Origin of the sequence: Rosistilla ulvae (assembly GCF_007741475.1) — a bacterium.
Classification (GTDB): Bacteria; Planctomycetota; Planctomycetia; order Pirellulales; family Pirellulaceae; genus Rosistilla; species Rosistilla ulvae.
Map to the genome: position 1 here is coordinate 4251929 of NZ_CP036261.1, position 25598 is coordinate 4277526.

The following is a 25598-nucleotide window of genomic DNA, read 5'->3' on the forward strand; positions in this document are numbered from 1 at the left end:
CTATTGATTCTGGATCTCGATCGAATGCGAGATTTGCGAATCGAGGAATTTGCCCATCACAATCCATCCATCGCTGCTTAGGTCACAATCGACCGTCACGCGAATGGTTGCGGCAAGAGTCGGTAGCGTCGCGGGATCGATGGTCACGTCATAGCTCAATCTTGGATTGAACGCCGTGATCGTGTCGTCGACCGCCCCCTGCACCTCGGCAATCGTCGCTCCTTGAACCAACGCGGTTCGCGCGCCTTCATAAGCGGCTTGGGCAACCATGTTTCGCAGCAAGTTGTAACGGATCACATCGGCGCTGGCCACGAACAGAAACAACAGGATCGGGATGCAGAACGCCATCTCGACGGTGACCGCTCCCTGGCGACCGCGTCGTTCGAATCGAAGGCGTCGTTGGTGTTGGAACTTCATGGCATATTACTCCGTTAACGACAGCCCAATCGAACGAGCAATCTCTCGGAACGCCGTCTGCAGCTCTTCATCGCTAGCCGCTTGGAACGCCGTTCCCCCAGTTGTATCGGCCACATCTTGCATCACCGAGAAACTGGCCCCGGCACCGAAGCTGACCGTATGGATGGTGATCCTTTCATTCTTTGCATACACCGCTGCCTGGACCGGGTTGTATCCGACGTTCCATTGCCCGTCGGTCATCAGGATGATCACCTTCTCCGAAAAGCTGGCGTTGGGAGAGTTTCGGATCAACGACCGCGCTCGATCGATGCCGCTGCTGATCGCCGTCCCGCCGATGATCTCGCGGTTACCGATCGCCCGCACCGCGTTTTGAACCACCGAATAGTCGTTGGTGAAGTTGGCGTTCGTTGTCACCTCAGTCGCCGTGAACGTTCTTCGGTAGACGGCACTGTACTGCGACTCGGGAGCCGAATACGAAACCAACGCGACGTGTTCCTTCTTTTCCTTTTGCCCCATCTCGTCGAAGAAGACATCGATCGCGTTTTCGAGACTGTCCCAACGACTTCGCGGTTGCGGAGCTTCAAAATACGCATAGCTAAAACTTTGGCGATTCGGATAAACCCAATCGACCCCGGACAGGTCAAACGCCATCGATGCCGATCGATCGAGCACCAGCACGATGTCAAGATTGATCTCTGTGGCGGTCGCCATCTGCGACAGATCGGTCGCTTCCCCGTTGCGAACTCCCGGGAACAACGATTGCAGTCCGGGATTCACCGAACCACCTCCCAGCCGAGCGACAACGCGGAACGAATTGATCGGCGTCGCATCTTCGCTGAACTGAAACTTGTTGTTGGTTTGCCGTTGCGAATTCCCCGCGAGAATATCGGCGTTCGCCAATTTAAAGCCTTTTGCACCGATCACGCTGTTTTGCTCGGCAAGATTCTTCGCACGTTGTTTCGCTAGCGAAATCGAGCCGGTCTGTGTGTATTCCACCGAAGCGGCTTTCGACGAAAGATCCGACACGATGCGCATGTCGGTTCGCGCTGCTTCGACCAACGATAGATCGAGCGCCATCGTGCCCAACGCAATCAAAGCGGCCAACATAAACAAGAACATCACCAGAATTGCACCGGTTCGTGTTTGGGAAGGAGAGCGTTTTAGAGGCATTTGTAGGATCCAAATCGAGGTAAAATTGCGAGGGCGACTACTCTTTGACAGCAGTTACCGACACGGTGACATTTCGATCGGCAAGCAGATTGAAAGACGAGAAATGGGCCAGTTCGGAGATCGGAACTGTCAGTTCAAGCTGCAACAGATCGCCTCTCTTGGCCGTTGTTAGATTGGCGGGAGGCGTCAGCGTCCAACCTTCGATCTCACGAGCGGTCAGCATTCGATCAATGGCGCCATTGACGTCCGCACTGACCGCACCCACGTCGGCAGCAGCGCGGATGCCCTCATACGCGGCGACCTTCAGTGTTTGTTTGAAGTAGATGTAGTTGGTGACGTCGATAAATCCGAATGTTACGACAGTGAACACCGGCAAACAGAATGCGAGTTCAGCAACGGCCGCCCCCAAACGTATGGGACCGCGTGCCCGGTGATCCCGTTTCGGCTTTCGGCTTCGACGGCCGATCGGACCTGTTTTGTATTGCATCGAAAGGCTGTTGAGTTTTGTTACGGAATCGGCAGTTCACGAAACCGGCTCATCGCAGTGAGGCTTCGCAAAACGGAAACACATAGAAACTCTATGCTACGCAGTGGTCCCAGGCGGGAAATTTCTCCGTTGTTTTTCCACAACGCCTCCGCCCCACAACACTGCGTTGTTATGCGATCTGCCCAGCCCTCCGAAATCCCGACGGTCGGCGCCACCACGGGGTTCCGTGTTTATCGTAGGTTCTCGTTGGTGCGACCGTAAACGCTGCTGCGGCGAGCGTCCGCGTGCCTCCCGGTCTGGAACGCCCCTGGGATGGCACACCAGTGCGAAATCGCAACGGAAACCGAAGAGCTTTCTTCATCCACCCGAAAAGAGGCTGACGAAAGAACTTTACAACCGGACAAGCTCCTCAAGCGAGAGCGAGGTCTGGCACGAACGCCCTAATGTAGTTGACCATTCATTCCGTTCTGACTAGGATCGTTGAAAAGCGTGCCGTCCGCTTCCCACCAACGAATCGCTTCCCACCAACGAAACGCTTCCCCCCAAGCTCCCCTTCCATTTGCGAATCCCGCATGAGGCACAATTTATGAACACAGTTACCATTCCCTGTGAGCGTCAAAGGCTCGCCCGTGGTTTCACTTTGGTGGAACTGCTTGTCGTCATCGCGATTATTGGAATTTTGGTTGGTCTTTTGCTTCCTGCGGTTCAAGCAGCGCGCGAGGCGGCGCGGCGGATGCAGTGCAGCAACAACCTGAAGCAGATTGGTCTTGCGCTCCACAATTACCACGACACGTACCAATGTTTTCCAGCAGGATTCAACTATCGTGGTTCCGCCTACAACTACCAACCAGAGTGGGGCTGGGGCGTTGCGATCCTACCGTTTGTTGAACAGCAACCGATGTATGACGCATTGCAGTCGACAACACGCACGCTAAATCAAGTTCTCAACGCAGCGGCCACCAATCCAAGTCCTGAACGGACGCTTGTCCAGACGACGTTGGACTTCTACCGCTGCCCGTCCGACACCGGTCCGGATATTGCAGATAGCGAAATGCCCAATTTTGGGACTTTCACCAACCCGCGAGTAGCGCTTTCAAACTATGTAGGAAATGCTGGTTGGCAAGATCAGCCCGCCGGAGCAGATAAAGTCCGAGGGATGTTTTTTGGAAACAGTTTTCTTAAGTTCGCCCATGTACTCGATGGCAGTTCGAACACGATCTTTGTTTCGGAACGAGACTACAAAAGGACCCACGCTGCATCTTGGCTGGGGGTTGGGAACAACAATTTGGGGTCCTCGAACCATGCTACGTTGAAGACCTTGTTTCGTGGCTACTTCAACATCAATTACGATTACGCGACCTTGAATAGCGGCAACACGGGCAAGGGCTGGGGGAGCCTTCATCCCGGCGGCCTACAAGTGTTGATGGTCGATGCTTCGACCCACTTTCTATCGGAAACGGTCGAGCGTGAGTCGTCGGTCGCTGGCCAAATTGGTGTTTTGAATGCAATGCTCTGGCGAGACGATGGGCAGCCCTTCAAATCGCCTTTCTAATTTGCTCTCGGCCGACCGCTACACTTTCTCAACGCCTCGGAAAACACAAGATTCCGAGGCGTCGTTTTTTTATTTATCATTCCCCTTCTATTGATATACAAATGACAAAATCAACTGTTCTTCCGCTGACGTTTTTGTTGGCATGCGTTTTCATCGCAGGCTGTAACTCAGGTGTTGAACTCGCCACGGTGACAGGAACCGTTTCGCTGGATGGTCAACCTGCTGAAGGGTTGGAAATTGAGTTCGCCCCAACAAATCCTGGCGTTACCGCAGTCGGCCTCGGTTTCACTCAAGCCGATGGTTCGTATTCACTTCACTACCCCGGGGACGACAATGCCGGCGCACCTCCGGGCGACTACGTTGTTCGGATTCGCGGTGCAGAACGCGATGATGCTCCGATGTTGAAAGTCGCCAACATCTATAATACCAAGTCTGAATTGACAGCCACTGTGGAACGAGGCGCCAATACCATCGACTTCGAGGTTACCAGCAAGTAGGGTAAGCCGAATCGATGCTGCCAACAGCGACCGCTGATAGAGTATCAGCTGTCGCTGTCCGTTCAAGGCGCTGCGAACGGGCAAGCAGTGGAGACTAATTCCGATGGGATCCGTGAAACGCTAGCTCCAGCAAGCGTTCCGTCTCAATATCCAAAAGGCGTAGCCGTTCTCTACGCCTGATCGATGGTCTCTGACAAGGCATTTCCGGTTCCCCGTGCGGAGCGTTATGATGAGCTCCATACGCTCGTGCGTAGCGACTCCCCCGAATTTGCCAACCATGGAAATCAAAATGCATCGAACGATCACTCGTTTTGTTCTGCCCGTCGGTCTCTTGGGCTTGGTGATCCTTGCCGCCATCGCCCAACCGCCAGGATTCGACCGCGAGATCTCCGAAGCGTTTCGGGGGATCTTTCCGGGGGCGAAGCCGGAACCGGGACTGTTCCCGATCGAATCGACAGGCGTTTCGACGCGGCCGGTGATGGAAGCTGCCGATGCGTTTCTTGGCACGTTGAGCGAACCGCAACGTGCGCGGACGACGTTCCCGGTCGACGATATCGAGTGGCGGAAATGGGCGAACCAACATTCGTACAAGCGGCAAGGCGTCAGCTTTGAAGAGATGAACGAAACGCAGCGCACAGCCGCCTTCGACATGCTGCAAGCCGGCTTGAGTGCCAAGGGACTGAAGAAGACTCAGGACATCATGAAGCTGAACGAGACGCTCGCCGAGCTCTCGGGCAAGTTCGACGAATACGGGCAATGGTTGTACTACATCACGATCATGGGCGAACCGTCGCAGACCCAGCCTTGGGGCTGGCAGCTGGATGGCCATCACTTGGTGATCAACTATTTTGTGTTGGGAGATCAGGTTGTGATGTCGCCGGTCTTCATGGGCAGCGAACCGATCCGCGCCGATTCGGGCAAGTTCAAGGGAACCGTTGTCATGCAGGACGAACAGGATAAGGGCTATACGTTCATGCAATCCTTGGATCCGCAGCAGCGAACCGAAGCGGTGCTGTCGAGTCAAAAAGGAGGAACCAACAACCTCGCCGAAGCGTTTCACGACAACATCGATCTCGATTACGCGGGCATCCCGGGAAAGAAGTTGAACGAAAAACAACGGCAACTGTTGCTGGAACTTATCGCGGAATACGTCGGCAACATGGCCGATGGTCACGCCAAGGTGAAGATGTCCGAAGTCGAAAAGCACCTGGATCGGACCTGTTTCGCTTGGATCGGAGAAACCGATCCCGAAGGCGTTTTCTATTACCGTGTCCACAGCCCGGTGATCCTTATCGAATTCGATCACCAACGCCGGATCGCTCCGCAACGTGGGCGAATTCCTGTGCGAGAGCACATCCATACCGTCGTCCGAACGCCTAACGGCAACGACTACGGCAAGGATCTTCTGCGGCAGCACTACGAAAAGCACGACCATTCGCATCCTCACGAGCCAGCGAAACCGACAAAGTAGGCGGCCAGCTAACGGGGATCTTACGAACCATGGACGGTAGCGAGTGGACCGGGGATCGGGATCTGCTAGGATAGTGAGGTGTTTCGTCGCGTCGATGACTTCAGCCATCGACGCCGCCGTTTCGCCATCGCCCTTGGGGCATCCACTCATCTTTGATTCCACCACTCGATCTCACGCGTTGCAATCTGTCGATCGACAGCGGCGCAGGCGATCCACCTATTCTGAAATCGCATGCCAAACGAATCCGCCTCGTCCGCGATCGCTGAGATCAATCCGGAACAGTTGCCGGTTCCCGAGCACAAGTTGCACGGCTGGACCCATTTCGCGGGACTCTACGCCGGCGAACACGTCGCGGCGACCGAGTTTGTGATCGGCGCGACCTTCGTCGCCCTCGGTGCGACGACGATGGACATCTTGATCGGGCTGTTGATCGGCAACGTGTTGGCGATCCTCAGCTGGACTCTGATCACGACGCCGATCGCGGTTCAGACGCGGCTGAGTCTCTACACGTACCTGCACAAGATCGCCGGCGATTCGATGAGCGATCTATACAACTGGGCCAACGTCCTGATCTTCACGGTGATCTCCGCCGCGATGATCACGGTCTCCAGCACGGCGGTGCGGTTGTTGTTTGGCATCCCCGCGCAATTGCAGTGGTATCCGACGAACAGTCTGTTTGTGCTGGTTGTCGTCGGCGTTGGGATGATCGTTGTCCTGGTGGCGATGTACGGGTTCAATGCCGTCGCCGAATTCTCGGGGATCTGCGGTCCCTGGTTAGTCGTGATGTTTGTCTGCGGCGCGTTTGCGTTGTTCCCAGCCCTTGCCGATTCGGTGCTCGGCCGCACGCAACTGACAAGTTTCGCCGACTTCATTACGATCGGTGATCAATCGATTTGGACCGGGCTGAACAGCGAGGGGAAGCCGGGGATCGGTTTGTGGGAGGTGATCGGTTTCGCATGGGCTGCCAACACGATCACCCACTTCGGCCTGATCGACATGGCGCTGTTGCGTTACGCAAAACGATCGATCTACGGACTGTGCACCAGTGCCGGCATGTTGTTTGGTCACTACATCGCCTGGATCGCTGCGGGCATCATGGGAGCCGGAACGGCAGTGCTGCTGCAGCGCACGATTGTCGAACTCGATCCCGGCGACGTGGCTTACCAAGCGTTGGGGCTTTCGGGATACGTGATCGTGATCATCGCCGGTTGGACGACAGCGAACGCGAACCTATACCGCGCCGGCCTGGCGGCTCAAGCGATTTTTCACAAGCACTCGCGGATGCAAGTCACCTTCACCGTCGGCGTCGTCACCGTCGTGATCGCCTGCTTCCCGTTTGTCTACAAGCAGATCCTGCCGCTGCTGACCTACGCGGGATTGATCGTCGTTCCGGTCGGCGGGATCGTCTTTGCCGAACACGTTCTCTTCCCGCGGATCGGCCTAACCCGATACTGGGCGAAATATCGGGGGCTGACGCACAGCACTCCCGCCGTCGCCGCCTGGGCGGTCGGGCTGGCGTTTGGTTTTGGACTGAACTACTTGCAAGTCATCTCCTTCTTCTATCTGTTCCTGCCGACCTGGGCGGTCACGATCGTGCTCTATACATTCTTGGCCAGTCTTTACGGAGCTCGCGACAGCTACCCAGCCGAAGAAGCGGCGGAGCGTGAAAGGAACGAAGCGATCAAAGAATTTCAAACGCAACAGGCTCTGGCCGAAGGCGAACCGGTGCACGACAGTTCGTTGCTTCAGAAGGTCTTGCGTGGCACCGCCTGGTCGTCGTTGGCACTGACTTTGATCCTGGGATTGGTTGTGATGTTCGGCAGCCCCGACATGGCCGCCTACGAGAGCAACGCTGCCACCTTCTATCGATGGGGCTTTGTCTTCACGATCACCTACTTCGCCTCCGCCTACTGGGCTTTGCAACACACGAAATCACTCCAACAAGCGCGAACATGAACCCACCGCTCCCTTTGACGCAATCGAATCTCGCTCACCTGCCCGCTGCAATCGCGCGGCCGACCTACGATCGCAGCCGTTTGACGACGGGGATCGTTCACGTGGGCGTGGGTGGATTTCATCGCGCCCATGAAGCGTTTTACACCGACCAATTGCTCGAAGCCGGCGGCGATCCGCAGTGGGGGATCTGCGGTGTGGGGCTGCGAGAATCGGACCGCAAGATGGCGACGATTCTGCGAGACCAAGACTACTTGTATACGCTGATCGTCAAGCGTCCCGACGGTGGGATCGAAACGCGAGTGATCGGATCGATCGTCGATTTTCTGATGGGATGCGACGACCCGGCAGCCGTCATCGACCGGATGGCTGATCCCGCGACGAAGATCGTTTCGCTGACGATCACCGAAGGGGGCTACAACGTCGATCCGGCGACGGGTGAATTCAACGCGTCGAATCCCGATGCGCAGCACGACATCGATCACCCGTTGCAACCACGGTTGGTCTTCGGATTTATGACCGCGGCATTGGCGAAGCGTCGTCAACTGGGGCTGCCCGCGTTTACTGTCCAATCGTGCGACAATATCCAGCACAACGGCGATCTGACGCGGAAGATGCTGATCGGATTTGCGCGGCTGCAAGATCCGCAGCTGGCCGATTGGATCGAGCAAGAAGTCAGCTTCCCCAACGCGATGGTCGACCGGATCACCCCGGTGACCAGCGACGCCGACATCGACTTCCTGCGCACCGAGTTCGGCCTGGACGACAAGTGGCCCGTCGCCTGTGAACCGTTTTGCCAATGGGTTGTCGAAGACGACTTCTCCGCCGGTCGGCCCGATTGGCAAGACGTAGGCGTCCAGTTTGTTCCCGATGTCACGCCCTACGAGAAGATGAAGCTGCGGCTGTTAAACGCCGGGCATTCGGTGTTGGGGATCCTTGGATCGGTCTTCGGGCACGAGACGATCGACCAAGCGATCGGTGACGATATGTTCGCCCAGTACCTTCGCCAATTTTTCGACCGCGAAGCGACGCCGGTGTTGGATGCTGTCGCTGGTATCGACTTAGACGAATACAAACAGACGTTGATCGAGCGGTTCGGCAATCCCAAGATCAGAGACAGTCTCTCGCGGATCTGTCTGGAGAGTTCCAGCAAGCTGCCGGTCTTTCTGATCCCCACGATCCGAGAGAACCTGGCCAGCGGTGGCAGCATCCGCTACGCCACGCTGGTCCTCGCCGCTTGGTGTTATTACAGCGACAAACAAGTCGATCGACACGGCAAGGCGTTGGAAATCACCGACGGTCTGAAAGCGGAACTCCACGCCGCGGCGAAGAATACCGGCGAGGATCCGTTAGCGTTTTTGAAAGTTCAATCGGTCTTCGGCGACCTCGCCGAAAACCAGCGATTTACAAAGACCTACGCCTACCTGATCGATCGAATCTACAAAAACCCCGACGTCACCGCGACGATGCAAGCGATCTTGAGCGACGAAAGCGATTCGTAGCCAACAGGAAGCGGGGCGATCCTGATGGAAGCGGGCCGAGGCCCCCGCCCGTTTTGCATTCGTTTTGCGGGGCGAAGCTCCAGCCATTTGCTTAGCCCAGGCCAACGGCCTGGGTGGCGTGATTGCCAAGTGAAATCCATAGGGCCAACGGCCCGGCAATTTGCGAGGGGCGGATCGCTTTGCTAACAAATTGCCGGGCCGTTGGCCCTTCCTATTTTCGCGTGTCATGGGGTCCCAGGCCGTTGGCCTGGGCAATGCAAATCGCCTGGCCTTCGGCCCTATATCCGGAACCATTGCGCCCGCGTTGCGATCGACTATATCCGAAACCGGTGCGCCCGCGTCGCGGTCGACGGGATGCCACGACGATAGTGTCCGGCCCGACGAGATCCCGAAGGGATGATAGAGGGTAGCCGGAGGTCGTCGCGCAGCGGCGCACCTCCGGAATGCGAGGCCCATTCGTGCAACGAGCCCGAAGGGATCGCAGATCTTTAGTCTGACGGGGTGAAGCTTCTGGCATTTGCATAGCCCAGGGAATCGCTGCCCGCAGGGTCACTTTGACGAACACGGGCCCAAGGAACTGCCTTCCCAGAACGACAGCGTCAGATTTCGCGATTCGTTCGCATCGATCGCGAGTTCGCCATGTCGCATCTTGGTGAGCAATTCGATTGCCTGCGTGCCCAGACCAACTTCATCGATCGTCACCGAAGCGAGTTGACTCGCGAATCCGCCACCTCGAACAGTTCCACCAAACCCAACGACCGACACATCTTGGGGCACCCGCAGGCCAAGCTTCAACAATTGCAGGTACACCCATTCGGCTAGTGAGTCAAAACTGCAGAAGATCGCCGTGGGTGGATCGTCTCGACGAAATAGCTCCTCAAGCTCCTCGCCACTTTCCTCTTGCAACGCGTCGTAGTCTGTTGACCCACAGTTTGCTACGACCACGGAAATACTGGCTTTGGGCCCTATGGATTCCCGAAACCCCTTTTCATAGGCCGCCGAAGCGATGCTGCGCCCAAGACAAAAGTAAGCGACACTGCGATGCCCCGCTTGCCGTATTGCCTCACCCGCTCGTCGCCCAACCTCTTCGAACGGAATCGCCAGCAGTGGAGTATGCGCCCCAGCGACGGGGCGCGAGCAGCACACCACAGGAATCCCGTGCTGCTGCAACTGTCGGATATGAAATGCGGGTGTGATTGGTGAAGGAGTCGGAACAATAGCGACCCCGGCAACCCGCAGATCAATTAACTGCAAGATCGCACTGGCCTGTTTGTCGATATCGCTGTTTGTGTTGCAAACAATCACCTGGTTGTACAACTTCGCTGCCGCTCTCTCAAAGCTGCGTTGCAACGAAGGATAAAAGGCCGAGTCCGTCTCGGGAACAATCAGGGCCAACAGATCTTGCCCTTTGCGGGAGCGCTGCCGGGCTTCGTCATGAACGAAAGTCCCCTTGCCGTGAACCCGATAGATCAGGCCATCCTGCTCCAGCACGGCGAAGGCTTGGCGAATCGTGCTGCGAGCCACGTGCAACGCCTCGGCGAGCTTGTTCTCCGAAGGCAAAGCGGCACCGGCTTTGATACCGCCAGATTCAATTTGCGAGACCACGTAGTTTCGCAGTTGCTCGTATTTAGGTTGCGACGTTGCCTCGCTGGACCAAGCCAGCCCTTTCATCCCATCCAAAACATTCGACATATGACCTCGCATCGTTCGACTTGTATGGAACCGACCATACAAGATAGCGACAGGTTTGTCAAACGCCCAGTCCCGGCAAGCCCAACCGGATAACGCGATTGCACGTCGCCTTAACGTCGTCCAAGCGGTCATCTGCCACCCTAAGGTGCAGTTATCACTCTCGTTCAAAACGCAAGATTTCGACCAAATTTCATAGTTTTAACTTGTGCGAACCTCTTGCATACCTTAGGCTGTTCTCGTAGCCTGGCCGGCAGTGGGGGCATGCTGCAATTTCCCCGCCTGTCCCCCATCCCACCGCCTGCCCCCCCCACCTCAACTCCTGTCGCCCATCCCACCGTCTCGCTTTGGGCACAGTTCAGAAGGATTTACCGAAATGAGAAAACTCGACTTCGCATTCGTTTTGCCCGCCGCGATTGCCCTCTTGTTCGCTGGATGCGGCCCCGCCCTGGACGACATGAGGCTGATCCCGGTTACCGGTACGGTGACCTATCAAGGAGAACCTGTTCTTGACGGAGTGATCCGCCTAGTCCCCAGCGAAGGGACCGATGCCCCCGTGCGGACTCGGAAGATCAAGGAAGGTGCCTACGAGTTTGCGGACCGCGCCGCAGTTGGCGAGGGTTCATATAGCGTTGAGATTACGGCTTACCGCCCGCTCGAAGGAGCCACGCCAAACGATCTTGGCATGGTCGCTGAAGAGGCGCGCGAGCAGTATCTGCCAAAGCAATTCAACACTCATTCTGAAATCGACCCGCTGATCGTGACCACAGACGATACCGACATCACCAAGGACTTTGAACTCTAGTGCGATCTCCAGAAGTCACGATTACCTCGCATATTCACGATTGACAATTTTCACTTTTCAAGAGAGGACCGTTCCCATGAAACGCCAAGCTTTTACGCTCGTTGAACTGTTAGTAGTGATTGCCATCATCGGAATTCTTGTCGGACTGCTGCTGCCCGCGGTGCAGGCCGCCCGCGAAGCGGCTAGAAGAATGCAGTGCAGCAACAACCTGAAACAGATCGGCCTTGCCCTGCACAACTACCACGACACGCATCTCAAGTTTCCGTTTGGTCGTATCGGGGCGACAACGGTGGAACAGCAGTGCGCCTTGACGATGCTGCTGCCCTATGTGGAGCAAGGGTCACTTTATGACCAATTCGACTTTAGCCTTCCTTTGATGGGAAAGTCGGGGTCAACGATTACTCCTAACGTCAACACAGATCTCATCACGACGCGGCTGGAGGCATTTTTGTGTCCAAGCAATCCTCAAGATGAAGGCCGATACGTTACATCGCAATTGCCAGGAAGGGATCATGCGTGGGGGACTCACTATTCTCCAGTTGCCCATAGCGGCAAAGATGGGACGTCGGGACGATCGACTTCGCTTGGCGTTGTCGATTCCAATCGAGACGGAATGTTCTATTTCAATTCCAAAACGAAGTTCCGAGACGTCACCGACGGAACGAGCAACACGCTGGCATTCAGCGAATCCGTTGGCGACGCGCCGGGATCGAATGACCTGTATGCCTGGGCCATGTTCTCGGGCGGTATGGGGGTCAAAGGTGGAGTTAACGTCAACTTCACCGATTTGGACAGCTTCTATGTGGCGAACGATAACTTCACGGGCCCCTCTAGCTACCATCCCGGCGGCTGCCAGGTTCTCCTTGCCGATGGATCCGTTCGCTTTCTAACGGAAAACATCCCACTCTCCATCCTTCAAGACCTGGCCACTCGCGGCGGAGGCGAAGTCCCAAGACCCTACTAATGCTGCGGTCTCACATCTGAACGCGTCCAAGTGGTTTGCACGTGACGCACTTGTATCAACAACGACCCTCTGAGGATTTCTTATGGATATGTGCAATAAACGCGTCGCAACTCACATCGCGATGCTTTTTGTCGTGGCAGCAACATGCTGCTCGTCGGCCTATTGCGAAACGATCGACATCGGCGATCGGAATCAGATATTTATCGACGGGCGATATCTCGAATCGGTCAAGGACGTCGGTATCGAAGTCTGCAAGCCGATCAAGACAAATCATAAGTGCCTAGTCGGCAGCCTAGGTGGTTACTCTTCGATCATCGCGCCCGATGGCAAATACAGAATGTGGAGTGCCTTGACCAAGGACGGCGTTAACTGGCGAAGAGTGTCGGGGGCTACTCAACCCGAGCCCGACGATATCTTGGGCGCCTACTTCAGCGGAGCCACGGTGTTCGTCGACCCCAAGGCCGACCCTAGCGAACGTTACAAATTGTTCGATGGCTTACATAACACCATGCGTGCTTCCGCCGACGGTACTGACTGGCAGACACTCACCAGTAGCGTCTTCCCTCAAAAGGCCCGGTATCCCAATGGTATGGACAGCCACAACGTCTGTTTCTACGACACGCGGATCAACAAGTACGTGGCTTACGTCCGTGTGAACAAAATTTACGAGTGCCCGCCCGAACGGGTCCCGTATTACAAGACGATTGGCACCCAGCGGTACGGTGGCGAAAATAAGTACGCCCGCCGTACGATAGGGCGCGCTGTCAGCGACGACCCGACGAAATTTCCGATGCCCGAGGTGGTTCTGGAGCCCGATGACAAGGACCCAAATTTCGGCGGTGTGAAAGTGATGGACTTCTACTGTCCCCAGGTCGTTCAGTATCCGCACGCGCAGGACGCGTATTTCCTGTTCAACTGCCGTTACCGATCTTACGAGGATTGGTATTTGCCGATCGACATGTCGAAGTACCCAAAAAGCCCAACCCACTTCACCTACAACTGCGGCGTCGAAGATATGGAACTCGACGCCAGTCGGGATGGCATCAAGTGGGAACGTTACGACCGCAAACCTTGGATCGCGTCGGGCAAACCAGGCAGCTTCGATTCGCTGTCGATGTACATGTCTCGCGGTATGCATGTTGTCAACGACGAGATCTGGATGTACTACATCGGTTTCGACGACCCGCACACGGGAAACGCGGAAGCCATGAAACGTGCCACACTCAGCCGCGTCGTGCTACGCAAAGACGGCTTCACTTGTGTTGAGGCGGAGTATGCTGGCGGAGAATTCACCACACCGCCGCTGAACTTTGACGGCAACTCACTGAACTTGAATATCGAGACGTCCGCGATCGGCTTGGCTCGTGTTGAAATCCAAGACGAGGCCGGCAATCCATTGCCCGGGTTTACGATGGATGATTGCGACCGCATCCATACGGCCAACTCCACCGAATGGAAGGTGACTTGGGGTGGGAATGCCGACGTCTCCAAACTGGCGGCACAACCAGTTCGACTCCGTTTCGAATTGCAGTTCGGGACCAAGCTATATGCCTTCCGATTTGGCGAATCGACGGCAAGTAGCGATGCCGTCGCGAAAAAATGATTCCATTCACGTAAGCCGATCCTGCGGCTGACCCCGCAGGTGGATTACATGCTGCCTGAAACGCAAGCCCCGGTTGGGGGCGACAGATTCGAACCCTGTCGCCCCTGACCGGGGCTCTTTTGTTTTGCCCGTGGAACGCTCTCCTGCGGCTGGCGCCGCCGCAGGCTTTATGCGACCGCCGCCTCCGCGGCTTTGGAGCCTAGAAATCGCCGACGCACCGCGAAATCGGTAGGCCATACGGCCTGGCGATTTGCTTTTCTTAATGCGTCGATCCGCCCGGAATTCCCTGTCTTTCGCGATTCTTGCGAAAAATTGGCCCCGCCCGGCGAGCGTTTTCGCATGACTTGGGGACGAGTTCACCGAGTGCGGGGCAGAGCACTCGGCCTTCCAACAGCAATATACCCCTCCGATTGGGACAACCGCATGAATGAATCAAACGTTGCGGCCAGGCGTTCTCGCGTCCATCTGTTTATCAACTTCGCCGTCTCCGCCAGCGTGCTCACGATGTGCGTGATCGCTTACACCAAACTGGGCAAACGCGAGCGGCCGGCGATGTCAAAGCCGCCAAAACCGGCGGCGACGGTCGTCGATACCGAAGCGCTGCGAATTCATGAAGGCCCCGTTTCGTTGACCGCTAACGGCGTCGTCGTTCCGCTCCGCGAGATCCGATTGGCGACCGAGGTTGCCGGACGTGTCGTCGAACTGTCGCCCAACATGCGTGCCGGGCGGATGGTCGAGAAGGACGAGGTGCTGGTTCGGTTGGATCCCATCGAATACGAACTCGAAGTGCAGCGATTGGTCTCCCAGCAGAATCAGGAAGCGGCGGAGCTGGAAGCGATCGATGTCAGTATTCAAAACACGGATGCCTTGGTTGCTCTCTCCCAACGCCGCGCTCAATTGACCGAAGCGGCGAGCAAGCGGGCCCATTCGCTGGTCCGACAGAATGCTGCATCGATCGCCGAAGTCGACGCCGCCGAGGAAGCCGAACTTTCGGCCAGCGCTGCGGTGGTCGAACTGCAAAACCGACGCCGCGAGCTCGAAGCGCAGCGGAAGCTGATCGTGGAACGGCAAGCGTCGACGGAGGTCGCGCGGCGGCGAGCCCAATTGGATCTGGACCGCACCGTCGTTCGCGCTCCGATCCGCGGCCGCGTGGTGATGAGTAACGTCGAAGAGCAATCGTTTGTCGCGGCGGGAACTTCGTTTGTCACGATCGAAGATGTCAGCGCGGTCGAGGTTCGGTCGAACCTGACGGTCGAACAGATGTATTGGGTTTGGAACGCACGCAACTCCGTTGGCAATCTCGAAGAGGTCGGATCCTCCGCGGCACACCACCTGCCCGAAGTCAATTGCAACATCGAATACCGTTTGGGCAACCGAACCTATCAATGGGCGGCGGTGCTGAAACGGATCGATGGCGCTGGAATCGACCAGGATACGCGGACCTTTCCCTGTCTGTTTCGCGTCGACTCGCCCGAAGCGGTTGAAAGAATACGGACCAACGCATTTGCTCTCGCCCGGGAATCTGCGAACGACCAGTCGCCGGACTCGCCCGGCGTCGAACGTGGTGTCGACGGACCGCGGCAATTGTTGCGAGGGATGTTCGTTTCGGTTCACCTGCACGTCGACGCGACGCGTCCGTTGTATCGCGTTTCCGAATCGGCGATTCGCCCCGGCGACCGGATCTGGATCAATCGCGATGGCAAGATGCGGATCGTCCAAATCGAAGTCGTCGGGCAGATCGACGGCGATGTGATCGTCGACGCTCGTTTACCAGAGCATCGAATGGCCCGAACCGCTGCATCCGCGGACGACAGCGATGGCGCTTCGCCCGCCGATGTATCAAAGCTTGCTTCGGTGATCATCTCCCCGGTCAACGATCCACGCGACGGCTTACCGGTGATGACCGCCAAGGCTCGCGATTCGAAGGCGAAGCGGCCGCCGGTGGGAAATGTTGGCGTCGATTCCCCCGCGACCGATGGCGGCCAGACCGATCGGAATCGCCCCAAAACGACCTTGGTTAGCGGAGTGGCACGATGAAGTCGATCATCGCATGGGCCGTCAAAAACTCGCAGGCGATGAATGTCATCATGCTGGGGACCTTGGTTTTAGGTGCCTGGAGTCTGGCAAATCTGCGACGCGAATTCTGGCCCGATTTCGAACTCTATGTCCTGACCGTGTCGGTCGAATATCCGGGAGCCAGTCCCGACGAGATCGAAGAGGGGATTCTGGAGAAGATCGAAGAGGCGACGCGGACCGTCGACGGCATCGATGAGATGACCTCCGCCGCGACCGAGGGCTTGGGGAGCGTGACGTTTGAACTCGAGAGCGACGCCACGCAGATGGACGCTCAACGCGTGTTGACCGAAGTCACGACGCTGATCAATCAAATCCCCAGCTTCCCCGAACTGGCCGAACGTCCCGATATCCGACTGCGAACCAATTTTGTCACCGCGATTCGCGTGGCGGTCATGGGGCCCAAAAGTGATGCCGAGGCGGAAAGTTCCGATGGCGACAGTTCCTCGTCGCGAGGCGTCGATCGGGCCGAGCGGGCTGAAAAGCGGGTCGAAGCGGCGCTGGCGTTGCACCGCGTTGCCGAATCGGTGCGGACCGACCTGCTTGCGTTGCCTTCGGTTTCAGTCGTCGATTTTGTCGGTGCGCCGAAATATCAGATCGACATTGAAATCCCCGAACGGACGCTCCGCGAATACAATTTGTCATTGCGCGATGTCGCGGAGATCGTTCGTAACAACAACGTCGAGTTGCCCGGCGGTACGTTAAAAGGTCAATCGCAAGAGGTCGTGCTGCGTGGCAGCGACAAGCACGAAGTCGGCGAAGAGATCGCAAATATCCCGTTGGTCAGCCAAGCCGGCGGCGTCGTGCTGACTGTCGGCGACCTGGGGCGCGTTCGCGATGAGTTCTCCGTCGACGAAGCGGTCAACGAAATCAACGGTCGTCCCGCCGTGGTGATCTCCGTCGAAACGACAAGCGCCGACGATCTGTTGGTCGTCGCTCAAGAGGTGCGAGACTTTGCCGCTCGAGCGAAACACGACCTTCCCGCCGGCTATTCGATGATAACGATGCGCGACCGTTCCAAAACGGTCAGCGACCGCTTGAACCTGCTGGCCAAAAACGGCTGGATGGGACTGATCCTTGTCTTTGTTGTGCTCGCATTGTTTTTAGAGATGCGATTGGCGTGGTGGGTCTCGCTCGGGATTCCCGTCTCGTTGTTGGGCGCTTGCATTTACATGTACTACGGCGGCATGACGCTGAACATGACGTCGATGTTCGCCTTTTTGATCGCGTTGGGAATCGTCGTCGACGATGCGATCGTTGTCGGCGAAAACATCTACGCCCATCAACAGATGGGCAAATCGTGGCGCGACGCGGCGATCGACGGGGCGACCGAAGTGGCTCCCAGCGTGATCACCGCTGTGCTAACGACGGTCATCGCGTTCAGCCCGATCATGTATTTGGAAGGGAACATCCAACGGATGACCGTGGTGTTGCCGCTGTGCGTCGGCGCGATGCTGTTGCTGTCGATGTTCGAAAGTCTAACGATCCTGCCGTCGCACCTGTCCCATCGCCGCAGCCGCTTTCTGGACGTGGTCGTCTGGTTGCTGTTGCCGTTGCATCCGTTGGCGTGGCTGGTCAAGAAGGCCAACGGCATCGTGACCGTTTGGTTGGAATGGTTCATCGAACGCATCTATACCCCGTTCCTGAAGATCTCGCTGCGAAACCCGGCGATCACGATCTCGGTCGCCACCGGGATGTTGTTGCTGTCGATCGGCGTCGTCCGGTCGGGGATGGTGCAGTTCCTATTGCTGCCGAAGATCGATTTTGGGTTTGTGACCGCGCAAGTCGTCTATCCCGATGGCACGCCCGTCAAGACAACCGATGCCGCCACGCAGCGTATGGAAGCTGCGATTTGGCGAGTCAATCAACGCAGCATCGACGAAGGGCTGACGACCGATCCAAAGGGTTTTGTCAAAGCGGTTCAGCGGACGGTCGGATCGACCGGCGACGAGGTCTCCGCGGCGTCGTCCAGCCATATCGGCGGGCTGTTCGTGCAATTGAACGACATCGGCCAGCGGACCGTTTCCAGCGCCGAGATCGTTCGGATGTGGCGTGAAGAGACGGGGCGGATGCCAGGAACCGAATCGTTGGCCTTTGGAGCGACGCCGCGTGGCCCCGCGTCGCTGCCGATCGAGGTCCGATTGATGGCTTCGTCGCAGCACCTGGATGAATTGGACGCAGCGATTGAGCGGACCAAATTGAAGCTGGCCGAATATCCTTACGTATCCGACATCGCGACCGACACGCGACAGGGGAAATGGGAGTATCGGATGCAAGTTCGTGACGACGCCAAGGCGATGGGAATCTCGTTGGCCGATGTCGCTGGGACGGTGCGAGCCAGCTATTACGGCGAAGAGGTGATGCGGTTGCAACGCGGCCGGCACGAGGTGCCGCTGCGGGTCCGTTATCCTCGCGAGGACCGCAACACGCTTGTCAGCTTCAATGGAATCCGAGTTCGCACCGGCGAAGGCGTCGAGCGTCCAATCAACCAAATCGCGGAGGTCGACGTGCAGCGGGGCTACGCCGAGATCCGCCGCATCAATCAGATGCGTTCGATCAGCGTAGTCGCCGACGTCGATGAATCGAAAGGGAATGCCTTTAACGTCGTCTCCGACCTGCGAGCCAATTTTGTTCCCACGCTGGAAGCGGAATTTCCCGGCGTTGAAATCATGTGGGGCGGACAACAGGAGCAAACAACCGAAACGGTCGACAGCCTGACCGTTGGATTTATCGTCGTCATGGGAGCGATGTTCCTGCTGCTGACGATCCAGTTCGGATCCAGCTGGCAAGCGATCTTGATCCTGTCGATCATTCCGTTTGGCTTCATCGGCGCGATCGTCGGCCACATCGTGATGGATATCGATCTGACGCTGTTCAGTATCTTTGGGATCGTCGCGCTGTCGGGTGTCGTCGTCAACGACTCGATCGTCTTGGTCGACTTTATCAACCGCCGCGTTCGCGACGGGCTGCCGTTACATGAAGCGATCATCGATGGCGGACGGCGGCGTTTCCGCGCAGTGCTGCTGACGTCGCTGACCACGATCGCTGGGATGTTCCCGATCCTGTTGGAACGGTCCAAAGAAGCTCAGGTTGTTTCGCCGATGGCGACTAGTTTGACCTTCGGTTTGGGGCTGAGCACCCTGATCGTGTTGATCTTTGTTCCAGTGATGTATTTGGTCACGGCCAGCATCACGGGCTCGGAAGAGGATCCGGAGCTGAGTTCGCAATTGCCCCCCGTGCCAGCGACTTAAGTTGATCCAAGCGAGGATCGTCGGGAGGGAGTTCGCCGGTCAGCCGTAGCGAAGCCTCCCGATAGTTCATCAGAAACTCGATCCAATCGAACCACGGAATCGGAGGCGTTCCCTGTTGGGTTTCGATCGATTGGTCGAGCCATTGATCCCGCGATTGCTTTGCCAACGTCCAAGCTTTGGCCGCGTCGTCGCTGCGTCCGGCTTGAGTGTAAGCGATCGCCAGCAGCGGGTAATTGATCCCGCTAGCCGGCCAGATCGTCGCTTCGTCGAGCGATTCTTCCAACCGCTCGATCGCCCGATCGATATCTCCATTGCGCAGATGGGCCCAACCGGCGACATACAACTTGGGGCCCCGAGGAATCCGCGAAGTCCGCGTCGGCCGGCCATCGGGTCTCAGCCGACGCTCTTCCAACAATTGCTCACCCAAAACCGCCAACTGTGCAGAGACCTCAGCCGACGGCTGGTCGACCAACTGGCCTCGCAAAATTGTCCCCAACGAACCGCTGCTAGATTGGGCGAGATCCTTGGCGAGTTGTTCATACTTCGCGTGATCGCCAACGTAGTCGAATAACTGCGGGACTCCCAGGAATTGCACTCCGTCGACGGGAGATCCCAATTCGAGCGCCTTGCGGTAATCGCTTGCGGCCATTTCCCAAAGCCCCATTTTGGCGTACAGCGATCCCCGCTCCATCCAAGCGTGGAAATAACGGGGCTGGGTCTGAGTCGCGTTGGTAAATGCTTCGTTGGCGTTGGACCAGTCGCCGGCGTCGGCATAGGCGCGGCCGGAGGCGATCAACGTGTTGGCGCGGCGCAAGCGGTCGGTAAATCCCTCCAGTTCCGCGTTGGAACTTTTGGCTGCGGCGGCGGCGATACGAGCCTGTTCCATCGCGTGGTAGGCCACCCGCGCCTGCCAAAGACTGACGACCGTTCCCAGCACCAACGCACCGGCAACCAGCGAGACCGTCGTCAAGGCGACCTTATTGCGTCGGGCGAATTTGGAAAAACGATACAGCGTCGACGGCGGACGGGCTTCGACCGGCTGGCCTTCCAAAAATCGAGAGACATCTTGAGCCAAGGCGATCGCACTGGGATACCGGCGGGCACGATCTTTATCGATCGCCTTCATCACGATCCAGTCGAGATCGCCACGCATCAAGGAGGTCAGTTTGGCGGGTTCCAACCGGCGGTTGGCGGAGACCGTTGTCGACAATTGATTGCCCAACGTGCTCAGCCGCGTGCTGGGACTCGGTGGTTCCTCCTCACGGATGATCCGCCGCAATTCGTCGAACCCGACGCTGTTCAAGCGGCCGACGACAAACGGCGTCGATCCGGTCAGCAGTTCATACAACAAGACTCCCAACGAATAGATGTCGCTGCGCGTGTCGACGTCGACGTTGCTCATCTCCGCCTGTTCGGGACTCATGTAGGCCGGCGTCCCGATCATCGACGCGAGCCGCGTGTAGATCGTTTTGTCGGTCAGACTTTGTCCGATCGCTTTGACGATTCCAAAATCGATCACCTTGGCGATTGGGCGGCCATCTTGCAGCGTCACTAAGACGTTCGAAGGCTTGAGGTCGCGGTGGATGATCCCCTTTTGATGAGCGTGCTGGACGGCGTTGCAGATCGAAAGAAACAGCTCCAACCGCTGCCGCGTGTCGAGTCGGTGGTTGTCGCAAAACTCGTTCAATGGAACGCCGCGGACCAGTTCCATCACAAAGTAAGGTTGCCCGGTCTGCGTCACACCGGCATCGAAGACGCGGGCGATGTTCTCATGATCCATCATCGCCAACGCTTGCCGTTCGGCCTCGAAGCGGGCGATCACTTGGCGGGTTTCCATCCCCGGTTTGATGATCTTCAGCGCCACGCGGCGACGGACCGGCACCTGTTGATCGGCGACGAAGACCAATCCGCAGCCCCCTTCGCCGATCTGTTCCATCAACTTGTAGGGACCAACCATCGTCCCCGGAGGGTGATTTGCTTCGATCGATCGAGCCACCTGTTGGGTGACCGCATCGAATGTCGGCAAGCTCGCCACGACGGGATGGTCGATCGGGTTGTCGGCGCGATCGTGTTCGGCCAACAATCGCGAGACAGCATCCAACAGTTTGGGATCCCCTTGGCAGCTTCCCTGCACGAAGGCCTCCCGCGCGCGAGGCGATTCGATTTCGAGCGCTTCGAAGAAAATCGTCTTTTCGTGCTTGGGACTCATCGGGTGGGGCAACCTCGCAAATGCCAATCCATTGGGCGGTGGTCGATTTCGGAGCGAAACTACGACCTGTTAGAATGCGAATTCTGAACGCGTCGGGGGCCAAAAATTTTTAGCAGTCCGCTTCGACCCGCAGTTCGCGTCCCAACCAGGCTCGGGCAAAGGCCCAGTTGCGTTTGACCGTTCGTGGCGAGATGCCGAGCGCCTTGGCCGACTCTTCGACGCTGAGACCGGCGAAATAACGTAGCTCGACCAGTTTAGCCATCTCCGGTTCGGTTTCCGCCAGCTTGGTGAGCGCGGCGTCGAGGTCCAGCAGTTCTTCAGCGTTGTCGGGGACGGCGACAGCATCCTCCTCGGCCAACTGGCACCGCGCCCAATCGCCGCCTCGCTTGAGACTCTTGCGATTCCGAGCGCTCTCGATCAAGATCCGCCGCATCGATTCAGCCGCCGCGGCGAAGAAGTGGCCTCGTCCATCCCACTCCTGCCCCACGTTGCTAGCTACCAACCGCATGTACGCTTCGTGCACCAGCGCCGTCGGCTGCAGCGTGTGCCCGGCAAGCTCATGCTGCATCTTCCGCTTCGCCAGCCGATGCAGTTCCGCGTAGACCAAGGGGAGCAAATCGTTGGCCGCCGCCAGATCGCCGTTGTCGATCTGATGCAGGATCTGGGTGATGTCGGACATAAAAAAGGGAGCCAATGGAAACGAAGCGACATGTTGGGCAGCTTCATTTTAATACATATTTGTCGCATGCGATCGATCAAGGCGACATCGGTCTTCCCATTTCAGGTATCCGCCGCCACGCGTCGGCAGCCAGTTTCGCGAGCGTTATTTGCTCAGTTCGCCCGCCAGAGTGCGAGCTGCCTCCGGCCACTGCTCGCGATCCCCCTCGCCAAATCCCGTCACCATCCGCCAGGTTCCCTTAAACCCCTTGGGAACGGTTTGGTTCTGAAATGCTGTCAGATAATACTTTCGATACGTTCCGACGACGTTCCAGACCTTCGACGTGCTGCCAGCCGCCTCGGGCGTTTCCAACAAACGGGAGACAGCAAATTGTTGGCTGCCCGGTTCGTAGACCGACATCCAATCGACCGCTGCATTGATGTAGAACTTGCGGTCGACGCCGTCATCGTCCAACAGCGGCTGAACCAGATCGGCCTGCGGATTGCCATCGCTTCCCGCTGCGAGCGCCGAAACCGTCGGCGTCCAGGCGTGCATGAAGTGGTAGACCAGGTCCAGCGGCGTCTCGACATCAGCCGCCACCGTGGTGGTTTCGTACAATCGATACTCTTTGATTTCGAAGACGTTGGTCAGCCGAAAACCGCGAATCTTGGACTCCCTGACAAATCGGAACGTTTCACCCGACAGCTCCGCCGTCGGAGCAACGACTTCTTTGCCGTCGACGTAGAAGGCTAGCGATTGCAATTCCTCGGGCTCGTTCTCCAAGTGCCCCGTTCCGATGAAGCCGATCTCCGGATACCGGAAGACCGTCCCGTACGCGCTCCTTTCGGTGGTCATCGGCGTGCCGCGGAAATCGATGCGGGCGGGAGTCCACTGCGATTGCCGACGCAACTTCAACGTCACCTCCCCACAACGGACGGTGATCGACGGAAGATCGGGACCGAGATTGGGAACAAACGCCTGCGCGGCAACGGGGCCACTCAAGAACAACAGTAAAAGGATGCAGCCAAATCGCTTCATTGAAAATGCAATCGCAGGACGGGTGGAACAGGGTGTTGTGTGATCGTTGGTCGACGCCGCTGGCAGCGACTAGGGGGCAGGCTGCAACAAGCAATCGCGATGCGTTGCCAGGAAGGGTGGCAGCCCCTGCAGTTCGATGAAATAGTCTTCCATGCGTCCCGATGAAGGACGCGAAATTTGCAGCGTCCAGATCTCGCCCTGTTTCGATTCGGGAGCACCAACAAATTGTTCGGGGGCCGAGATCTTCTCTTTCTGCCATACGGACTTCCCTTGCGGATTCAAGACCGAGAGGCCGACAACTTCACCTCCGTCGCCGGAGGCTTTGACGCCAAATTGCTTGGTTCCCGGGGGGACGTAGAAGTAGAGTTTGCCGACGGAGTAAACCAACCGCACGCGCCCCGTTTCGCTGGAGATGACGGTCGGGCAATTGGTCGCTTCCAAGGAAAACTTGTTCGGGCCGACATCGATTGGGATTTGGTAGATTCCGGATTCTGGAGCGACAAAACCAAGCGAGCCGGTCGTATCGAGCGGAACCTCACCGATTGGCAACTTCTTGCCGCTCGGCGCGATCGCTTCGACAACCACCGGCGTCCCGGTGTAGTTACCGACGTGGCTGTGGTTCAGCTTCAGTTCCACTGGTGTGCCGCTTTCGGCAAACAGCACAAACGTTCCCGAGCCGCGAAGCGTGAAATTGGGCTGCGGCAGCATCGCGTCGGGTTTCATCGCCTTCAACGGAATGAAAGTTGTCCCGTCGGTTTCGTATTTGGGGAACCGTTGGAACTTGTTTCCCGGATGTAGATCGTCGAGATATTTCTGATTGATTTCGACGGTCCGTTGGGTGTCGCCGGATGTCGTTTTTATCGTGCCGGTGACATCGATCAAATGCAGTTCCCTGGCACCGTCGTAGAATCCGATCAACGGTCGCTGTTGCGGATCGTGAACTTGACAGTTTTCAAAATCGACGCCACCGACGTCCAATTGGTTGCCCGCTCGCGAGGCGAAAAAAATCACTGGCGTCGTCGGTTTGCTGGCTCCTGGTTCCAGGCGGCAGTTGATGAAACGGACGCGTGCGCCGACGGCCGGTTTGCGGTTCATCGTCGCGACGGGACCGCTGCCGCCGGAGAAGTCGCAGTCGACGAATTCGATCGTGCCGGTCATCGGCCCCTGTCCCTTCCCTTCGCCGTTGGTGAAGGAGAGCGGTGCGCGATTGCTGCCGCGGGCGATGCAGTTCTCCAAGCGAATCGAGATCGGCGCCGACTTTGCGGTCAGATTGGGAAGGTAAAACGCGTAGCCGACGCCTTGGTTGTTTTCGGCGATACAGTTCCGCATCACGCAGTTGACCAACCGCTCGCTGAAATGATTGGGTTCGAAATCGATCCCGGCCATCGGCGACGTGCCGCCAGTGTCGCGCATGATCGTGTTTTCGATCAACAGATCTTCGGCCGTGATCACACTGATTCCCTGGCGGTAGTGTTTCTCGAGGACGACGTCGCGGATCACGATGTTTTTGTTGGTGACGCCGCGGGTGGCGACTCCCAAGTAGATCCCATCACCACCGCTCTCGGCCATCGTCAGCCCCAGCACCTGGACATTGCTGCTGCTCTTAATCTGCAGCGTGTGCCTCCACTCAGCCTTCTTGTACGGCGGCTTGGCGTAATCGTCGCGATGCATCCGGAAGGTGGCACCCTCGCCGCGGATCGTGACGTTCTTTTTGCCAGTCACGCTCAGCAGCGAATCAGTCGATCCCTTGAACTCTCCCTTCTTCGCCTGCAGGACAGCTCCCTTTTCGAAGATCAGTTCCTGGTTGCTGGCGGCCTGCAGCGGAGTGACGATCCAGGGCCGGCCCATGTCCTCGACGATCACTCGCTTGGCACCCGAATCGATGGCACTCTGCAACGCCGCCGTGGAGTCCTCGGGATCGAAGCCCCACCAAGCGGCTCGCGCTTCGGTCCGCTTGCCCGATCGAACCTCATCGATCGCGGATTGATTGACGCCAGCATTGGCCAGCAAAGTCGCGGCGACTAACAAACTTCCAGCAAACAGATTCATCGAGGGGGCTCGTGGCAAGGTGGAGGGAATATTGGGCGGGAGTTGTACGATTCTAATGAGCGGCCGGGCGAAGTGCGAGTCTGGCATTGGCGAGAGTGACCTGTAGAAAACCGTCGCCAATCGCCCGGCAGATCGCGTTTTTCGTTTTTTTTCCAAAATCATCCCAATAAACGGGACGGCTGAAACATCGTAGCTTCTGACGCGACCGTC

General features: G+C 57.5%; 18 protein-coding genes. 10 read left to right on the forward strand and 8 right to left on the reverse strand.

Translation table 11 applies throughout. The annotated features are described in order from the left end of the window. Genes EC9_RS14985 through EC9_RS14995 form a run of 3 tightly spaced genes read right to left on the reverse strand, consistent with a single transcriptional unit; the run spans position 1 to position 2074 of the window. A complete protein-coding gene (locus EC9_RS14985; protein ID WP_145346526.1) occupies positions 1-417 on the reverse strand; it encodes a TadE/TadG family type IV pilus assembly protein in 417 nt (138 codons plus the stop codon). 6 nt (positions 418-423) lie between these two features. Continuing rightward, positions 424-1587 carry a VWA domain-containing protein gene (locus tag EC9_RS14990; RefSeq protein WP_145346528.1) on the reverse strand — a complete coding sequence of 388 codons (1164 nt, stop codon included), beginning with the start codon at positions 1585-1587 and terminating at the stop codon, positions 424-426. A gap of 37 nt (positions 1588-1624) precedes the next feature. Further along, positions 1625-2074 (reverse strand): TadE/TadG family type IV pilus assembly protein, encoded by a 450-nt coding sequence (locus EC9_RS14995; RefSeq protein ID WP_145346530.1) that lies wholly within the window; start codon positions 2072-2074, stop codon positions 1625-1627. A 586-nt stretch (positions 2075-2660) separates the two neighbouring features. Between EC9_RS14995 and EC9_RS15000 the strand changes: the two genes are divergently transcribed. The 5 genes from EC9_RS15000 (at position 2661) to EC9_RS15020 (ending at position 9049) form a co-directional block, all read left to right on the forward strand. After that, positions 2661-3626 (forward strand): DUF1559 family PulG-like putative transporter, encoded by a 966-nt coding sequence (locus EC9_RS15000; RefSeq protein ID WP_145349162.1) that lies wholly within the window; start codon positions 2661-2663, stop codon positions 3624-3626. A 101-nt stretch (positions 3627-3727) separates the two neighbouring features. After that, positions 3728-4123: a hypothetical protein gene (locus EC9_RS15005; protein ID WP_145346532.1), complete on the forward strand. Its 396-nt coding sequence runs from the start codon at positions 3728-3730 to the stop codon at positions 4121-4123. A gap of 289 nt (positions 4124-4412) precedes the next feature. Further along, positions 4413-5594 carry a DUF3500 domain-containing protein gene (locus tag EC9_RS15010; protein ID WP_145346533.1) on the forward strand — a complete coding sequence of 394 codons (1182 nt, stop codon included), beginning with the start codon at positions 4413-4415 and terminating at the stop codon, positions 5592-5594. Positions 5595-5825: 231 nt separating this feature from the next. Continuing rightward, positions 5826-7550 carry a purine-cytosine permease family protein gene (locus EC9_RS15015; protein ID WP_145346536.1) on the forward strand — a complete coding sequence of 575 codons (1725 nt, stop codon included), beginning with the start codon at positions 5826-5828 and terminating at the stop codon, positions 7548-7550. Next, on the forward strand, positions 7547-9049 hold the full coding sequence (locus EC9_RS15020; RefSeq protein WP_145346538.1) for a mannitol dehydrogenase family protein: 1503 nt from the start codon (positions 7547-7549) through the stop codon (positions 9047-9049). The genes EC9_RS15015 and EC9_RS15020 overlap by 4 nt, the downstream gene beginning before the upstream one ends. A 549-nt stretch (positions 9050-9598) precedes the next feature. Here the strand turns inward: EC9_RS15020 and EC9_RS15025 are convergent. Further along, entirely contained in the window at positions 9599-10741 is a 1143-nt protein-coding gene (locus tag EC9_RS15025) for a GntR family transcriptional regulator (protein ID WP_218934157.1), read from the reverse strand. 373 nt (positions 10742-11114) lie between these two features. Between EC9_RS15025 and EC9_RS15030 the strand changes: the two genes are divergently transcribed. The 5 genes from EC9_RS15030 to EC9_RS15050 all read left to right on the forward strand — a co-directional run bounded on the left by EC9_RS15030 (position 11115) and on the right by EC9_RS15050 (position 19434). Continuing rightward, a complete protein-coding gene (locus EC9_RS15030) occupies positions 11115-11543 on the forward strand; it encodes a hypothetical protein (protein WP_145346542.1) in 429 nt (142 codons plus the stop codon). Positions 11544-11619: 76 nt separating this feature from the next. Continuing rightward, entirely contained in the window at positions 11620-12507 is an 888-nt protein-coding gene (locus EC9_RS15035; RefSeq protein WP_145346544.1) for a DUF1559 domain-containing protein, read from the forward strand. Positions 12508-12589: 82 nt separating this feature from the next. Beyond that, complete coding sequence (locus tag EC9_RS15040; protein ID WP_145346546.1) at positions 12590-14110, forward strand: hypothetical protein; 1521 nt, start codon at positions 12590-12592, stop codon at positions 14108-14110. Between the two features lie 423 nt (positions 14111-14533). Then, entirely contained in the window at positions 14534-16147 is a 1614-nt protein-coding gene (locus tag EC9_RS15045) for an efflux RND transporter periplasmic adaptor subunit (protein WP_145346548.1), read from the forward strand. After that, positions 16144-19434, forward strand: coding sequence for an efflux RND transporter permease subunit (locus EC9_RS15050; protein WP_145346550.1), 3291 nt, complete (start codon positions 16144-16146; stop codon positions 19432-19434). The genes EC9_RS15045 and EC9_RS15050 overlap by 4 nt, the downstream gene beginning before the upstream one ends. Here EC9_RS15050 and EC9_RS15055 read toward each other — a convergent pair. The 4 genes from EC9_RS15055 to EC9_RS15070 all read right to left on the reverse strand — a co-directional run bounded on the left by EC9_RS15055 (position 19373) and on the right by EC9_RS15070 (position 25388). Then, positions 19373-21643: a serine/threonine-protein kinase gene (locus EC9_RS15055; RefSeq protein WP_145346552.1), complete on the reverse strand. Its 2271-nt coding sequence runs from the start codon at positions 21641-21643 to the stop codon at positions 19373-19375. The genes EC9_RS15050 and EC9_RS15055 overlap by 62 nt on opposite strands. Before the next feature lie 109 nt (positions 21644-21752). Then, complete coding sequence (locus EC9_RS15060; RefSeq protein WP_145346554.1) at positions 21753-22322, reverse strand: ECF-type sigma factor; 570 nt, start codon at positions 22320-22322, stop codon at positions 21753-21755. A gap of 144 nt (positions 22323-22466) precedes the next feature. Then, positions 22467-23339 (reverse strand): hypothetical protein, encoded by an 873-nt coding sequence (locus EC9_RS15065; RefSeq protein ID WP_145346556.1) that lies wholly within the window; start codon positions 23337-23339, stop codon positions 22467-22469. Between the two features lie 69 nt (positions 23340-23408). Then, the gene (locus tag EC9_RS15070; protein ID WP_218934158.1) at positions 23409-25388 is read right to left on the reverse strand and encodes a right-handed parallel beta-helix repeat-containing protein; all 1980 of its coding nucleotides are present in this window, start codon (positions 25386-25388) and stop codon (positions 23409-23411) included. Positions 25389-25598: the final 210 nt, after the last annotated feature.

Excerpts from the sequence above, each read along its gene's own strand:
- EC9_RS14985 (WP_145346526.1), bottom strand. The coding sequence starts at position 417 with ATGAAGTTCCAACACCAACGACGCCTTCGATTCGAACGACGCGGTCGC.
- EC9_RS14990 (WP_145346528.1), bottom strand. The coding sequence starts at position 1,587 with ATGCCTCTAAAACGCTCTCCTTCCCAAACACGAACCGGTGCAATTCTG.
- EC9_RS14995 (WP_145346530.1), bottom strand. The coding sequence starts at position 2,074 with ATGCAATACAAAACAGGTCCGATCGGCCGTCGAAGCCGAAAGCCGAAA.
- EC9_RS15000 (WP_145349162.1), top strand. The coding sequence starts at position 2,661 with ATGAACACAGTTACCATTCCCTGTGAGCGTCAAAGGCTCGCCCGTGGT.
- EC9_RS15005 (WP_145346532.1), top strand. The coding sequence starts at position 3,728 with ATGACAAAATCAACTGTTCTTCCGCTGACGTTTTTGTTGGCATGCGTT.
- EC9_RS15010 (WP_145346533.1), top strand. The coding sequence starts at position 4,413 with ATGCATCGAACGATCACTCGTTTTGTTCTGCCCGTCGGTCTCTTGGGC.
- EC9_RS15015 (WP_145346536.1), top strand. The coding sequence starts at position 5,826 with ATGCCAAACGAATCCGCCTCGTCCGCGATCGCTGAGATCAATCCGGAA.
- EC9_RS15020 (WP_145346538.1), top strand. The coding sequence starts at position 7,547 with ATGAACCCACCGCTCCCTTTGACGCAATCGAATCTCGCTCACCTGCCC.
- EC9_RS15025 (WP_218934157.1), bottom strand. The coding sequence starts at position 10,741 with ATGTCGAATGTTTTGGATGGGATGAAAGGGCTGGCTTGGTCCAGCGAG.
- EC9_RS15030 (WP_145346542.1), top strand. The coding sequence starts at position 11,115 with ATGAGAAAACTCGACTTCGCATTCGTTTTGCCCGCCGCGATTGCCCTC.
- EC9_RS15035 (WP_145346544.1), top strand. The coding sequence starts at position 11,620 with ATGAAACGCCAAGCTTTTACGCTCGTTGAACTGTTAGTAGTGATTGCC.
- EC9_RS15040 (WP_145346546.1), top strand. The coding sequence starts at position 12,590 with ATGGATATGTGCAATAAACGCGTCGCAACTCACATCGCGATGCTTTTT.
- EC9_RS15045 (WP_145346548.1), top strand. The coding sequence starts at position 14,534 with ATGAATGAATCAAACGTTGCGGCCAGGCGTTCTCGCGTCCATCTGTTT.
- EC9_RS15050 (WP_145346550.1), top strand. The coding sequence starts at position 16,144 with ATGAAGTCGATCATCGCATGGGCCGTCAAAAACTCGCAGGCGATGAAT.
- EC9_RS15055 (WP_145346552.1), bottom strand. The coding sequence starts at position 21,643 with ATGAGTCCCAAGCACGAAAAGACGATTTTCTTCGAAGCGCTCGAAATC.
- EC9_RS15060 (WP_145346554.1), bottom strand. The coding sequence starts at position 22,322 with ATGTCCGACATCACCCAGATCCTGCATCAGATCGACAACGGCGATCTG.
- EC9_RS15065 (WP_145346556.1), bottom strand. The coding sequence starts at position 23,339 with ATGAAGCGATTTGGCTGCATCCTTTTACTGTTGTTCTTGAGTGGCCCC.
- EC9_RS15070 (WP_218934158.1), bottom strand. The coding sequence starts at position 25,388 with ATGAATCTGTTTGCTGGAAGTTTGTTAGTCGCCGCGACTTTGCTGGCC.